The sequence below is a fragment of the Rhizobium sp. T1470 genome, assembly GCF_042140505.1.
Lineage (GTDB): Bacteria > Pseudomonadota > Alphaproteobacteria > Rhizobiales > Rhizobiaceae > Rhizobium > Rhizobium favelukesii.
The window spans coordinates 1,193,476-1,206,932 of record NZ_CP148092.1 but is presented as its reverse complement, the minus strand read 5'-3'; the positions used below and the strand labels follow the sequence as shown (position 1 = coordinate 1,206,932).

Below are 13,457 nucleotides of genomic sequence, written 5' to 3'. Positions count from 1 at the left end.
TACGGATTGCCCAAAGCGTTTTTGTACCATAAATTGGCGCCAATTTTGGATACTATTCGAAGCAAAGCAGTTTTGAAAGCCATGAAAAACACCGACACCGTATGGGACATTGTAGAAGCCAAGAGAGACGGTTTCTTTGCCTTGAGCGACCGCATCTGGGACATGCCAGAGACGAATTACGAGGAACACCACTCTGCCGAAGAGCACGCCCGTCAGTTGGACATTGAGGGATTTCGCGTCGAACGAGGGATAGCGGGATTGCCAACAGCGGTCATGGGTGAAGCCGGCGAAGGCGGGCCGGTCATCGCAATCCTAGGAGAATTCGATGCCCTGCCCGGCATGAGCCAGGAAGCCGGGGTTGCAGAACAGCGTGAGGTCAAGGCGAACGGCAACGGCCACGGATGCGGGCATAACATGCTGGGTGCAGGCTCAATGCTTGCCGCGGCGGCGGTCAAGGCGTTTCTCGCTGCCAATGGCCTAAAGGGCCGCGTGCGTTACTATGGCTGCCCGGCGGAGGAAGGTGGTTCGTCTAAGGGTTTCATGGTCCGCGCGGGCGTTTTCGATGACGTCGACATTGCCATTTCCTGGCATCCGGCCGCTTTCGCTGGTGTGAATAACCCGGTTTCGCTGGCATGCAATGAGATCAACTTCCATTTCACCGGACGATCTTCGCACGCGTCGGCAACGCCACATCTTGGCCGCAGCGCGCTCGACGCCGTTGAACTTATGAATGTTGGCGTGAACTACATGCGCGAGCACATGCCTTCGACCGCTCGCATCCACTACGCCGTAACCGATACGGGCGGTTCGGCTCCAAACGTCGTCCAAGCACGTGCAACGGTTCGTTATCTGATCCGCGCACGAAATCTTCCGGAACTGCTTTCCTTGGTCGAACGGGTGAAAAAAGTGGCGCAAGGCGCTGCTTTAATGACCGAGACGTCGGTTCGCAGTGAAGTGATCAGCGGCGACGCCAATCTCGTTGGCAATGCCCCTCTTGAGGAACTGATGTTCGCCAAGCTGCAGCGGCTTGGACCGCCGGTCTTCAATGATGAGGATCGCGCAACAGCGCGCAAATTTCAGCAGACGATGAGCTCGGAGGATATCTCATCTTCCTATGCCCGCTTCGGTTTGAAGCCGAAGAAGGACCAGCCACTGTGCGATGAAATCTTTCCGCTCTATGCCGGCGACAGTACTATCGTGGGCTCTACGGATGTCGGAAGCGTCAGCTGGGTTGTGCCGACCGTGCAAATGCGCGGTGCGACCTACGCGATTGGAACGCCTGGCCACTCCTGGCAGTTGGTTGCTCAAGGCAAACTTCCGGCGGCCCACAAGGGCATGGCACACGCAGCCAAGGTCATGGCCAGCACAGCGATCGAGCTTATCGGCAATCCGGAGCTCATCGACGCTGCCAAGGCGGATCTGAGGGCCCGACTCGATGGCACGCCCTTCGTCAACCCGATCCCGAACGACGTTCAGCCGCCGCTGCCAGAAAGGCAATCTCAATGAACCAGCCCAGCATTCTAGAGCTGGTCAGCTTCGGTTCCGAGGGTTGGGGCAAGGCTTTGCTTGCCGGCGCGTGGATGACAATTCTGATCGCGTTGGCAGGCTACTCCATTGGAGCCGCAATTGGCGCATTCGAAGCTGGGGCAAAGATCTCGGGGGGGCGCGGCGCTCGGTTCGTTGCCGACGCATATACGACTGTGCTTCGCGGCATTCCTGACTTGTTGGTAATTTTCCTTTTCTATTTCGGCGGGAGCGCCGTCGTTACCGCCGCTGGCCGCCTGCTCGGTGCGGACGGTTTGTCGGCCTTCCCGGTTTTCTGGCCGGGTCGCTCGCCGTTGGTGTTACCTCCGGCGCGCAATTCACAGAGGTTTTTCGTGGCGCGTTCAAGGCTGTCCATCCAGGTGAGATCGAGGCGGCGATTGCCTGTGGCATGGGGCGGTCTCTTCGATTTCGTCGCATCATCGTGCCACTGACGCTTCGGCACGCTTTGCCGGGACTTGGCAATATCTGGCAGGTGGTCCTGAAAGAATCGGCCCTTGTTTCCATTACAGGCGTTGCCGAGCTGTTGCGCCAGACGCAGATCGCCGCAGGTTCGACCGGATTGCCGTTTGACTTCTATCTCATCGCTGGCGGCATTTACCTCGTGATTTCAACTGGTTCTGGGATCTTTCTCCGGCGCGCTGAAAAGCACCTCACGCGGGGCGTTAGGAGAGCGTGATGGACTTCGTATTTCTGTCTGAAACGTTCGTCAGCCTCATCTCGGCAATCCCGCTGACGCTGAAGCTCGCTGCCACCTCGATTGCACTTGGCGCAATCCTGGCGCTCGCAATTGCCCTTTGCCGCCTATCCGGCATCCTCGCGCTTGAGTGGTTGGCACGCAGCTATGTCTTCGTCTTTCGCGGAACGCCACTGCTGGTCCAGATTTTTTTGATCTATTACGGCCTCGGGCAATTTCCGGCGGTGCGACACAGCATCCTTTGGCCATTTCTGCGCGACCCTTATTGGTGTGCCGTTTTAGCGCTGACGATCAACACCGCCGCATACGCCAGCGAAATCATACGCGGCGGCTTGCTTTCGGTGCCTTTTGGTCAGGTCGAAGCAGCTCGCGCTTGCGGGATGCCACGGCTCATGCAGTTCCGTCGCATCGTCTTGCCACTTGCAATCCGTCAGGCGTTGCCAGGTTACAGCAACGAGATGATTTCGATGGTCAAGGCTACATCCCTGGCCTCGATCATCACTCTCATGGAAGTGACAGGCGTCGCCGGACGGATCATTTCGGAGACCTACCGTGCGATCGAAGTCTTTATCGTCGCAGGCGCGATTTACCTGACGATCAACTTGGTGCTGACGCGCCTGGTTCATCTTGTCGAACACTGGTTGAGCCCGCGCTTGCGCCAGCCGATTGCTCACAGTCCCGCGGCTAAAGTCGCTCCCGCACTTGAAGGAGACGCCCAATGACCGTGGCGACCACTTCCCTTTCGCCGCTCGCGCTAAGGGTCAAGAACCTACACAAGAGCTTCGGCCCCCTGGAAGTCCTTAAAGGCATCTCGCTTGATGCGCATGAGGGTGACGTCGTGTCCATCCTCGGCTCATCCGGATCGGGAAAATCCACCTTCTTGCGTTGCATCAACCTCTTGGAGGCACCCGATTCCGGCGAGGTCACGGTTGCAGGCGAAACCATTCGCATGCAGGCGAATGGTCACAAGGGTAGCCGTCCCACTGACCGCAAACAGGTCGATCGCATTCGCTCTCAGCTTGGCATGGTGTTTCAAAGCTTCAATCTTTGGTCTCACAAGACCGTACTTGAGAACGTCATCGAGGCTCCCCTTCACGTCCTCGGCCGTGCCAGGAGTGAATGTGTCGAAGAGGCCGAAGCACTGCTTGCCAAGGTTGGCATCGCCGAAAAGCGCAACTTCTATCCCGCTCACCTGTCTGGCGGCCAGCAGCAGCGCACGGCAATTGCTCGTGCCTTGGCAATGCGCCCAAAGGTGATGCTCTTCGACGAGCCGACATCAGCGCTCGATCCAGAGCTCGTCGGCGAAGTCTTGCGCGTCATGCGATCACTGGCCGAAGAGGGGCGCACCATGCTCGTCGTCACGCACGAACTGGGATTTGCCCGTGACGTCTCTAATCGCGTCGTTTTCCTACACCAGGGACGCGTCGAGGAAGACGGCAAGCCGCACGACGTTTTCAGCAATTCTCAGTCGGAACGCTTCCGGCAGTTCATCAGCAAATAATTCAACCTCACGAGGAAAAAGGGGAGCATTAAATGACATTTCAATCTCGGGTCCTGACGGCCGTTTCCACCGCGGTTTTGCTTGCCGCAGGGACTGCGCACGCTGCGGACAAGACGTGGACGACGGTCACCATCGCCACAGAGGGGGCATTCAAGCCCTACAACTTCACCAAGCCGGACGGTACCCTCGATGGTTACGAGATCGAGCTGTCCAAATATCTTTGCAATCAGATGAAGGTCGAATGCAATGTCGTCGTCCAGAACTTCGACGGCATGATTCCGGCTCTCAACGCTGGCAAATTCGATGCCATCATCTCCGGCATGTCGGCAACTGCGAAGCGCGAACAGGTCATCGCCTTCAGCGACTCATATGGTTCTACCGGCCAGGCCTTTGCGACATCGAAATCGAGCGATCTCGCCAGTCTTCCGGAAAAGGGAGAGGTCTTCTCGCTCGCCGGTGACGAGGCAGGCGCCATTGCCGAGATCGACAAGATCAAACCGATCCTTCAGGGCAAGATCATCGGCGTGCAGACCGCATCGACGGCTGCTGCTTTCGTCGACAAGTACCTCAAAGGAGTTGTCGAGGTTCGCGAATACAAGACCACCGAGGAACACGATCTCGACCTGAAGGCCGGTCGCGTGGATCTCGTTATGGCCTCGATGGCATATCTGACGACCGCATCCCAGAAACCGGGCAACGACGATATGACGACCGCGGGTCCGCGCTTCCAGGGCGGCTTTCTCGGTCGCGGCAGTTCTGTCGGCTTGCGAAAGGATGACACGCAGCTGAAGGCGATGTTCAACGACGCGATCGCTGCTGCAAAGGCCGACGGTACCATTAAGACACTGTCCGAGAAGTGGTTCGGATTCGACGTCACGCCGAAGTGAAAGCTGCGTAAGGACCAGAACGTATGTGGCGATACGGGCGCGCAAGGGTGCCCGTACTCGTTTTGATGTCGGGCCGACGAATAAAAAATGCCTTCTCGACTTCGCGCCGGAGCTTTGGCGGCCGGCCGAGCGTTGTCAAACCAAAGATTGATATAGCGGATGACTGGCATGGAAGGAGCCATCGCGAGCGCGCTGGCCGCGTCGCGTCGCGAACAGTCTGAACGGGATCGGCATCGTGCGCTCGGCATGGGCCTGAAATTCCTACGGTCGAAGAGCAGCCAACTGGCGCAAAATCCAAGACGCTTGATCGATGCGGCGCGGGCACTCATCTAGGGGTCGAGACGCCTCCCCTGGCATGACGAAGATGCCAAATCGACGATAGCGACACTCTCGCCGATATCGGCCACCTCCGATCCCAGCTCTCGCTCATCGAGGTTATGTGCGTCAAGTTCAGCAAATTGAGCGGTCGTGCGGCTTGGCGCATAGCGAGCTTTTTGTGCTCCCGTAGATCGTCCATGTTGATGTAACGGTTGGCCTCCATCCAATTTTCGTGGGTTTCAACAGCGAGCGCTCTGACGAGGCGTAAGCAGCTCTGTGCATTTGGAAAGATCCGCACCACGTAGGTCCTGCGTCTGATTTCCTCGTTAAGGCGTTCGAGCATGTTGGTCGATTTCAGATGTTTGTGATGCTGGCGTGGCAATCGCAAGAAGGTCAGTGTCTGTTCGATTGTCTCCTCGACCCAACTGGTCAAGCGCGGATAGCGTGCCGACCACTTGGCGAGCCAGGCAGAGAGATCGGCCTTGGCTTCGTCGAGGTCGCGCCGGTCGTAGAGCCATCGCAGTTCCTGCAGGCAGTCGTCGCCATGCTTTCGTGGCAGGTGATCAAGGGCGTTGCGCAGAAAGTGTACGTAGCAGCGTTGCCAGGCGGCCTCTGGCAGCGCCTCCGCGATCGCCGCCACGAGGCCGGCATGATCGTCTGAGACCACCAGTTCCACACCCCGTAGACCGCGGCCTTTCAGCTTGATGAGAAAGTCCTTCCACGCCGAACGGCTCTCGCGGGATGCCATTTCGACAGCCAGAATCTGCCGCCGTCCGTCCCAATCGATGCCAACGGCAACCCTTCAGCACTCTACCCATCTGCCTCCACGAGTGAGCAAATGCTCGCAAAGGGGCTTGCGCTGGCGCGGCCTTGGGATTTTCGGTGCGGTATCTGGCCTGAAGCAGGCGTCTTGAGCCTGAAGTGCCGATTGCTTGCCTATGCTGCGACGATATCAGCGAGTACGTCCGCCCGTTCCGGGAGTTGCGGTCCGATCTTGCACGGCTGTGCTGATGTCACGTCTTCGGTCTGCGGATGGGCGCTATCAAGAATCTGTTCCCGCGCGCTGCAAATCATGGCGCGCGGGAACTCTCTATTGCCTACGAACGGTCGATCACCTTGGCATGAGCCAAACCGATGAACCACTCACGTCACAGCAGCTTGTCGAGGGTTATCGGTAGGTGACGAACCCGCTTGCCGGTTGCGTGGAAGACGGCGTTGGCGATTGCCGGCGCGACACCGACGATGCCGACCTCGCCCACACCCTTACCCCCAAGCACCGAGGCATTGAGGTCAGGAATGCCAACAGAGATCACCTGGATCGGCGGGATGTCGGCATTGGTCGCAACGAGATAGTCGCCGAGATTGTTGTTGATGACGCGCCCGTTGCGCTGGTCGACCAAGCCTTCTTCGAGCAGCGCCTGACTGATCCCCATGATGATTCCGCCGCGCCACTGGCTCTCTGCGAGCTTTGGATTGTAAATCCTGCCGCAATCGAATGCAGAGACCATGCGGGAGACGCGGATTGTGCCGAAATCCTCGTCCACCTTCACCTCCACGAAATGCGCGCACCAGCTGTGCATGGAAAATTCACCCGCCGTCGGCCCCTGGATGCTTCCCATCGTCGTCCAGGCCTTCGTGTGGCCATCCGGGCCCTGCTCTCCTTCCGGAAGGGTGTTTCGTCTTGTTTCGATGACGTCGCGGCCCAAAGCCGTCATGAGGTCCGCAATGGAGATAGACAGACCTCCGTCACGGGGTACTGAAATCCGGCCGTCTGCGACCGTCAGTGTGTTGGCACCGGTATCGCGAAACGGTGAGGCGCCGTCGTTAAGGGCGAGTTCGATCAGTTCGTCGCGGGCAGCCGATGCGGTCTTGTGGACGGCTCCGGTGATGGCGCCGGCGAGCATGGAGCCGCCGGCGACCGTGGCACCAGGAAGCGATGAATCGCCAAGCCGCACGTTGATGCTTTCAACCGGAACGCCAAGGACCTCGGCCGCGGTCTGGGCGAGGATCGTGTAGGTGCCCTGCCCCATATCGATCGCGCCGCTGACGACGTCCACCGAACCATCGGCAAGGATGCGGATCAAGGCCTCGCTCGATGCACGCAGAACCGGGAACGTGCCGCATGCGACACCCCATCCGATGAGTTGTCTGCCATCACGCATCGAGCGCGGCGCAAAGCTGCGGCGTGACCATCCAAACGCGTCGCCGCCTTCGCAGAGTGCCTCGCGCAGCCGGCGGGTCGACCACGGCTTTCCGGATTGCGGATCACGCTCGGCATAGTTGCGAAGCCTGAGCTCGACGGGATCGATGCTAACCGCATAGGCAAGTTCATCCATGGCGCTTTCGAGACCGAAAGCACTTGGGTTCTTGCCCGGCGCGCGCAATGCTCCGGGCATGACGGTATTTACCGGCACAAGACGGTGTTTCGCGCTGAAATTCTCCACAGCATACATCAATGGCGTCGCAGCGTTTGTCTGCTCGGGAAAATCCGCATAGGTGGCCGTCTCGCTGGCCCCTCGATGGACGATCGAGTGCAGTACACCGTCGGCATTGGCTCCGAGGGCGATTGTCTGCCTGGTCTCGGCTCGGCCGCCATAGGCGGTAAAGGTCTGCGGGCGCGTCACCGCGAGCTTGACTGGTCGCCCGAGCTTGCGGGCTGCTGCCGTTGCAATGGCGCCATAGGCATAGGCTGTCGCCTTGGACCCGAAGCCTCCACCGATAAAGGGCGAGATAATACGCACGTTGTCATATGGCAGTCCGTACCATTCGGCATAGGTGCGGGCCATCCCGTGCGTCCATTGGCTTGGCTCCCAGATGGTCAGCTTATCGCCGTGCCATTGGGCGATCAGTCCATGCGGTTCGATCGTCACATGATATTCACGCGGCGTTCGGTATTCTGCCTCAATGCGCACCGGTGAAGCGGCGAGCGCTGCCTGCGCGTCACCCCAGGTCACCGCAAGCGCATCGAGCGTCTTTCCGTCTCCAGCCTTCGGATCGTCGAAGTCAATGATTGCCGACGCTTCCTCGTAGACGATGTCGACCAGCCGGGCAGCTTCGGTCGCCTGCTCCAGCGTTTCACCAATCACGGCAGCGACTGCCTGACCATTGAAGCTGACAGTGCTCGAGAGGGGATAGAAGGGTTGGTTGTCCGGCCGGTTTCCGTACCAGTCAGAGGCCATCTTCAGGCCGAGATCGTCGTCAGGTGCCAGCACCAGCAGCGTGCCTGGCGCCGCTTGTGCCCTTTTAGCGTCAACCTTGATAACGCGACCGGCAGCAATCTGGCTCTGCACGAGAACAGCATAGGCCAACCGTGCAACCGGTTGTTCCAAAGCATATGTCGCTCCACCAGTGATCTTCAGTCTTCCATCGAAGCGCGAGAGACGGCCGCCGATCGTACCATCGGAGGCGTTGCCGCGTTTGCTGCGGGGTTCCATGACGTTCATGCCAGACCTCCCATCGTCAGAATGGCGCGCGCAACGACACGCGGCGCGAGTTCGATCTTGTACTGATTGCCGCCATAAGCGACGGCACCTTCCATTGCCAGTCGGCTTGCCTTTTCAACTGTGCCGGCATCGATGGCCTTCCCAATCAGAGCTTTTTCGACGGACCGTGCGCGCCAGGGTTTGGTGGCAACGCCACCCAAAGCAACACGGATGTCGCGGATCGTCTTGCCATCCGCCTCCAGTTCCAGCCCGACGGCAGCGCTTGCGGCTGCAAATTCATAGGATTGGCGGTCGCGGACCTTGAGGTAGGTCGAATTTCTGGCAAGCGGCGACGCCCGAACGAGGACGGCCACGACCATCTCGCCGCGCTCAAGGATTGTTTCACGTTCGGGCGTGTCGCCGGGGAGCACGAAGAATTCTTCGGCAGTGATCTTGCGGTCACCAAGGTCGATCGTCGCCTCCAGGGCAACCAGCGCAACGGCGAGATCACCCGGATAGGAGGCAATGAGGCATGGCTGGTTCCAAGCACCGCGTGATTGCGGGTCACACCAGCGATCGCAGAGCAACCAGAGCCGGGATCGCGCTTGTTGCAAGCGGAAAACGTCGCCGGATCGCGGAAGTAGGGACAGCGCGTCCGCTGCAGAAGGTTGCCGCCGATCGTCGCCATATTGCGCAGCTGAGGAGATGCCGCCAGTAATAGCGACTGTGAAATGACGGGATAGTCCGCACGAATTCCCGGGCTGCCGGCCACATCCTCCATCTTCGCAAGCGCGCCGATGGTAACGCCATCAGAATTAGCCGAAATCTGCGCCAAGCCCGGGACATAACTGATGTCGATGACTGAACTGGGTTGGGCAACACCGCATTTGGCAAGATCGAGAAGCGTCGTGCCGCCGGCAAGCAGCATCGCGCCGGATTGCATAGCGCGCTGGCGGGCATCGTCGAGGGAGCCAGCTCGGACATAGCTAAAGTCTCTCATCACGCCATCTCCGCCGCTTCGCGCACTGCCGCCACGATATGATTGTATGCGCCGCACCGACAGAGATTGCCGGCCATGTATTCCCGGATCTCTTCGTCCGAGCCCGCCCGCCCTTCGCTGATGCAGGCGACAGCCGACATGATCTGGCCTGGCGTGCAATAGCCACACTGGAAGGCGTCATGCTCCAGGAAGGCCGCCTGCACCGGATGCAAATCGCCATTCTCGGCCGCAAGCCCTTCGATCGTGGTGATGTTGCGCCCTTCGACCTGGGCGGCAAGCGTCAGACAAGCAAGCACACGCTTGCCGTCGACATGGACGGTGCATGCACCGCATTGCCCTTGGTCGCACCCCTTCTTGGTGCCGGTGAGACCAAGTTGCTCACGCAATGCGTCAAGCAACATCACCCGCTGCTCGACATCGAGCTCGTGCCGCCGTGTGTTGATGTCGAGGGAAAGATGAACGGTTCGTGTCATGATAAGCTCCTGCTATCGTCACGAGATTGGACGTCGGAAATCCAAAAAAAGATGGTCGTCCGAGGTCGGTGCGCTAGGTAAAGTCATCGGAAGCAAGCCTGGGCAGGTTTTGGCATGACATCCCGCCCCCTTCTGGATTAAGAAGTCGAAGGCACCTGCCTGCACTAAGCGGAGGAGCCTCCGTTTAGTCTAGTGACTTGCTGTCCATCGTCAAGTCCGGAATCTGCTTGGAGCTTATTTTGGCCTCGGCCCCGCCGAAGACGGACCCGTCCACACCGCCGCCATTGCGCGCCGACGCCCGCCGCAATCGCGAGAAACTTGTCGAGGTTGCAGCAGCCGCCTTCGCGCAAGCCGGCGTCGAAACATCGCTGGAAGACATCGCCCGCAGGGCCGGCGTCGGCATCGGCACGCTTTACCGGCATTTTCCAACGCGCGAGCATCTCGTCGAGGTGGTCTATCGCCGGGAACTCGAAAGCCTTGCCGCAGCCGCGAAGGAACTGGCGGCAAGCCATGCGCCTGATGTTGCGCTGGAAGAATGGATGCGCCGCTTTGTAGGTTACATCGCCGCCAAGCGGGGAATGGCAACCAGCCTGAAAATCCTGATGGACTCCAACGCCTCGCTGTTTGCCGAAGGCAGCGGCATCCTGCGAGGAGCCGCCGAAAAGCTGCTAAGAGCAGCAGCCGAGCAAGGATTCATTCGAAGCGACATCGACACGACGGACCTTCTGCATGCCCTTACGAGCATCTATTCGCTACCGGCGTCTGCGGAATGGCGGGACCGCTCGAACCGGCTTATCGGCCTGCTGATGGACGGGCTGCGGACGCAGAAATAGCCGCCCCACCTTCCATGGGGCGACGCAAACGGAACGACGTCCGAGACGGGTTCAAGACGAAAAAAGAAGCGGCGCTCTTGGCGCCGCCTTGGATTCATGCCGCCCGAACACTCGCGCCCAGCGGGATTTCCACGTCGATCTCGAGGATCGACATATGCTCGTCGCGATCCATCGTCACGCGAACCCTCTCGCTATCGACCTGCACGTGCTTGGCGATGACGGCGAGGATTTCTTCGCGCAGCAACGATACGAGATCGGATCCTGCCGAAACGCGCTCATGCGCCAATAGTACCTGCAGGCGCTCTCGGGCCGCCGGCGCGGTCCGTTGTTTGCTAAAGATGCTGAAAATGCTCATGCAGCGGCCCTCCGTCCGAAGATCTTGCCGAAGATGCCCCGCTTCTCTCCCGGAACGACGACAGGCAGTTCTTCGCCGGCCAGTCTGCGCGCAGCATCGAAATAGGCCATCGCCGGTGCGCTGCGGCTATCGGCCAGGGTCACGGGGCTACCGATATTGGACGCGCGCAGCACATCCGTGCTTTCGGGAATAATGCCGAGGAGCGGAATGGAGAGGATCTCCAGCACGTCATCGACTTTGAGCATGTCGCCGCGTTCAGCGCGGCTGGCGTCATAACGCGTCAAGAGCAGATGCTTTTCCATCCGCTCGCCGCGCTCGGCCTTGACCGTTTTCGCATCCAGCAGGCCGATGATGCGATCGGAGTCGCGGACGGACGAGACCTCGGGGTTGGTGACGACCACTGCCACATCGGCGTGGCGCATGGCGAGTGTGGCACCGCGCTCGATCCCGGCGGGACTATCGCAGATGATCCAGTCGAAGTGACGCCTAAGGTCGTTTATGACGCGCTCAACACCCTCGGCCGTGAGGTTGTCCTTGTCCCGCGTTTGCGAGGCCGGCAGCAGGAAGAGCGTCTCCAACCGCTTGTCGCGGATCAGCGCCTGAGAAAGCTTGGCGTCGCCCTGGATGACGTTGACAAGGTCATAGACGACCCTTCGCTCCGCCCCCATGACGAGATCGAGATTGCGCAGGCCGACATCGAAGTCGACCACGACCACTTTCTCGTTCCTCTGCGCTAAGGCGGCTCCGAGGGCTGCGGTGGATGTGGTCTTGCCCACTCCGCCCTTGCCCGAAGTGACGACGATGACTTTCCCCATCTTTCTCTCCTGTGTGATAGCCAGCTTCGGGCCTAGATAAGTTTCTCTGCCTTGATCGAATCGCCATCCAGCCAGAGCTGAACGGACTGTCCGCGAAGGTTGGGCGCTATGTCTTCCGCCATCTTGTAGATGCCGTCGATGGCGACCAGCTCCGCCTCAAGCTTGCGGCAGAAGATGCGTGCCGACGTATTCCCGACAGAGCCCGCCATCGCCCGCCCCCTCAGTGTTCCGTAGACATGCACCGAGCCGCCGGCGATAATTTCCGAACCGGATGCGACGGAGCCGATGACCGTCACGTCGCCTTCCGGAAAAATCAGTGACTGGCCTGAACGAATCGGCTCGCGAATGACAATCGACTGCAATGGCGGCCGGGTCTCGACAACCGCGGGCTTGGTACGAACATCGATGATCGGTTCCTGCTGGGGAACCTCGAAATCGGAGACCGGGCGCCCGCCCTTGAGCGCCGGCGGCATGCCGGGACCGAGAAGCGACGGACGGCAGCCCTCAATGCCCATGATGCTGACGTTGCGCTGCGCAAGCTCAGCGACCAAGCCCTTCAGCTGTGCCCGGTCAATCTCCAGGTCGCCGACGTCGAGCACGACCGGTCGCCCCAGGAAGAAGCCGGCGGAGCGCGCGGCAAGATCATCTAGTCTTACGAGCCAGTCATCGAAGGGAAGATCTGGCGAAAGCATGACCGCCAGGAAGGAGCGGCCTTTAATGCGGATCGAGCGAGCGTCTGTTAGCACTTTGGTCATCTAGGTTAAGAAATCGTTGAACATTTCTATGTCTGATTTGGTTAATAAATAGTTAATTTCCGGGCCCGGATCATTAACAAGCATCAGCGCGCGCACTCAAGAAATTCGTGATGCGCCGTCGCCACACCATACCGGACAGCCACGTTCCAAGGTCTGTTTTTAAGACACTATCGGGTGTCGAGCTTCCGCAGCGAAGACGCAAGCTGACCCAGCCGAAAAGGGCAAGCCCACCGCTTTGTCCCGAGGGCTTGCGGCTGAAAAGCCCCGTTGCCGAAGGCAAGATCGAAGAGGGTCGGCGGGCCGCTCGGCCCGCGTCCATACAGGCATCAAAAAGCAACAAAGGCCCGCATGAGCGAGCCTTGATGTCTTGATCTTGTCGAAAGTCTTAGCGACCGTATACCAGGCGCTTAATATCGCCGCGCGCAACGCCGATGTCCTTCAGTGCCGCGTCGTCGAGTCGGGAAAGATCTCTGTATGCTTTACGGAGCTGAAGGAACTCTCCGAACCTGTTGCCGATTTTCATGTCATATCTCCTTGTGCGTTGCACAATTATATAGCCGATTGCTTCCTCAATGAGCACTTCGAAAACCGCATATGAGGCATCTGGAATTTGCAACGTCGATATGAAGGCTGAGAGGATAACCGCAGCCGCTGCCCCACTCGCTGCCAAAAAGCTCACCGGACGCACCGATATCCGATCGGCGATTCGGTCAGTGCGGCTCTTGCTGTCGCAACCCAAGGGAGCCATAGCCAGGGTTCCGAATTGATACTGCGTAGCTTTGGGAACTGGCGAAATGAATGTTTCACATCTCGGCGTTTTTCTCTGAAATCTGAAACGCATTTTCCCAAGGGCTGCACT

General features: G+C 59.4%; 12 protein-coding genes and 3 pseudogenes. 7 read left to right on the top strand and 8 right to left on the bottom strand.

Annotation, left to right across the window (positions count from 1 at the left end):
- Nucleotides 1–81 precede the first annotated feature (81 nt).
- The 6 genes and pseudogenes from WGT02_RS26970 (at nt 82) to WGT02_RS26945 (ending at nt 4,960) form a co-directional block, all read left to right on the top strand.
- Entirely contained in the window at nt 82–1,506 is a 1,425-nt protein-coding gene (locus WGT02_RS26970) for a M20 family metallopeptidase (RefSeq protein WP_208247528.1), read from the top strand.
- Nucleotides 1,503–2,221 (top strand): annotated as a pseudogene (locus tag WGT02_RS26965) (ABC transporter permease). The gene WGT02_RS26970 and the pseudogene WGT02_RS26965 overlap by 4 nt, the downstream one beginning before the upstream one ends.
- A complete protein-coding gene (locus WGT02_RS26960) occupies nt 2,221–2,961 on the top strand; it encodes an ABC transporter permease (RefSeq protein ID WP_208247526.1) in 741 nt (246 codons plus the stop codon). Before WGT02_RS26965 ends, WGT02_RS26960 begins: the two are co-directional and overlap by 1 nt.
- Nucleotides 2,958–3,740: an ABC transporter ATP-binding protein gene (locus tag WGT02_RS26955; RefSeq protein WP_208247524.1), complete on the top strand. Its 783-nt coding sequence runs from the start codon at nt 2,958–2,960 to the stop codon at nt 3,738–3,740. The genes WGT02_RS26960 and WGT02_RS26955 overlap by 4 nt, the downstream gene beginning before the upstream one ends.
- A gap of 32 nt (nt 3,741–3,772) precedes the next feature.
- Complete coding sequence (locus WGT02_RS26950) at nt 3,773–4,627, top strand: transporter substrate-binding domain-containing protein (RefSeq protein ID WP_208247522.1); 855 nt, start codon at nt 3,773–3,775, stop codon at nt 4,625–4,627.
- Between the two features lie 168 nt (nt 4,628–4,795).
- Entirely contained in the window at nt 4,796–4,960 is a 165-nt protein-coding gene (locus WGT02_RS26945; RefSeq protein WP_157997406.1) for a hypothetical protein, read from the top strand.
- A gap of 136 nt (nt 4,961–5,096) precedes the next feature.
- Here WGT02_RS26945 and WGT02_RS26940 read toward each other — a convergent pair.
- From WGT02_RS26940 to WGT02_RS26925, 4 genes and pseudogenes are all read right to left on the bottom strand, one after another.
- Nucleotides 5,097–5,744, bottom strand: a pseudogene (locus WGT02_RS26940) (IS256 family transposase); the annotation flags it as partial.
- Nucleotides 5,745–6,093: 349 nt separating this feature from the next.
- Nucleotides 6,094–8,388, bottom strand: coding sequence for a xanthine dehydrogenase family protein molybdopterin-binding subunit (locus WGT02_RS26935; RefSeq protein WP_024316791.1), 2,295 nt, complete (start codon nt 8,386–8,388; stop codon nt 6,094–6,096).
- A pseudogene (locus WGT02_RS26930) lies at nt 8,385–9,367 on the bottom strand (FAD binding domain-containing protein). The gene WGT02_RS26935 and the pseudogene WGT02_RS26930 overlap by 4 nt, the downstream one beginning before the upstream one ends.
- Nucleotides 9,367–9,840, bottom strand: a complete 474-nt coding sequence (locus WGT02_RS26925; RefSeq protein ID WP_208247520.1) for a (2Fe-2S)-binding protein — start codon at nt 9,838–9,840, stop codon at nt 9,367–9,369. The pseudogene WGT02_RS26930 and the gene WGT02_RS26925 overlap by 1 nt, the downstream one beginning before the upstream one ends.
- A 239-nt stretch (nt 9,841–10,079) precedes the next feature.
- Between WGT02_RS26925 and WGT02_RS26920 the strand changes: the two genes are divergently transcribed.
- A complete protein-coding gene (locus WGT02_RS26920; protein WP_024316788.1) occupies nt 10,080–10,673 on the top strand; it encodes a TetR/AcrR family transcriptional regulator in 594 nt (197 codons plus the stop codon).
- 94 nt (nt 10,674–10,767) lie between these two features.
- Here the strand turns inward: WGT02_RS26920 and minE are convergent, their stop codons facing one another.
- The 4 genes from minE to WGT02_RS26900 form a co-directional block, all read right to left on the bottom strand.
- A complete protein-coding gene (minE, locus tag WGT02_RS26915) occupies nt 10,768–11,028 on the bottom strand; it encodes a cell division topological specificity factor MinE (protein WP_024316787.1) in 261 nt (86 codons plus the stop codon).
- Nucleotides 11,025–11,843, bottom strand: coding sequence for a septum site-determining protein MinD (minD, locus tag WGT02_RS26910; RefSeq protein ID WP_024316786.1), 819 nt, complete (start codon nt 11,841–11,843; stop codon nt 11,025–11,027). Before minD ends, minE begins: the two co-directional genes overlap by 4 nt.
- Nucleotides 11,844–11,875: 32 nt before the next feature.
- Nucleotides 11,876–12,598, bottom strand: a complete 723-nt coding sequence (gene minC, locus WGT02_RS26905; protein WP_024316785.1) for a septum site-determining protein MinC — start codon at nt 12,596–12,598, stop codon at nt 11,876–11,878.
- A 385-nt stretch (nt 12,599–12,983) separates the two neighbouring features.
- Nucleotides 12,984–13,121 carry a DUF1127 domain-containing protein gene (locus WGT02_RS26900; RefSeq protein WP_082321366.1) on the bottom strand — a complete coding sequence of 46 codons (138 nt, stop codon included), beginning with the start codon at nt 13,119–13,121 and terminating at the stop codon, nt 12,984–12,986.
- Nucleotides 13,122–13,457: the final 336 nt, after the last annotated feature.

Bases quoted from the DNA above. Each gene is read 5' to 3' on its own strand.
- WGT02_RS26970 (WP_208247528.1), top strand. From the start codon at position 82: ATGAAAAACACCGACACCGTATGGGACATTGTAGAAGCCAAGAGAGAC.
- WGT02_RS26960 (WP_208247526.1), top strand. From the start codon at position 2,221: ATGGACTTCGTATTTCTGTCTGAAACGTTCGTCAGCCTCATCTCGGCA.
- WGT02_RS26955 (WP_208247524.1), top strand. From the start codon at position 2,958: ATGACCGTGGCGACCACTTCCCTTTCGCCGCTCGCGCTAAGGGTCAAG.
- WGT02_RS26950 (WP_208247522.1), top strand. From the start codon at position 3,773: ATGACATTTCAATCTCGGGTCCTGACGGCCGTTTCCACCGCGGTTTTG.
- WGT02_RS26945 (WP_157997406.1), top strand. From the start codon at position 4,796: ATGGAAGGAGCCATCGCGAGCGCGCTGGCCGCGTCGCGTCGCGAACAG.
- WGT02_RS26935 (WP_024316791.1), bottom strand. From the start codon at position 8,388: ATGAACGTCATGGAACCCCGCAGCAAACGCGGCAACGCCTCCGATGGT.
- WGT02_RS26925 (WP_208247520.1), bottom strand. From the start codon at position 9,840: ATGACACGAACCGTTCATCTTTCCCTCGACATCAACACACGGCGGCAC.
- minE (WP_024316787.1), bottom strand. From the start codon at position 11,028: ATGAGCATTTTCAGCATCTTTAGCAAACAACGGACCGCGCCGGCGGCC.
- minD (WP_024316786.1), bottom strand. From the start codon at position 11,843: ATGGGGAAAGTCATCGTCGTCACTTCGGGCAAGGGCGGAGTGGGCAAG.
- minC (WP_024316785.1), bottom strand. From the start codon at position 12,598: ATGACCAAAGTGCTAACAGACGCTCGCTCGATCCGCATTAAAGGCCGC.
- WGT02_RS26900 (WP_082321366.1), bottom strand. From the start codon at position 13,121: ATGAAAATCGGCAACAGGTTCGGAGAGTTCCTTCAGCTCCGTAAAGCA.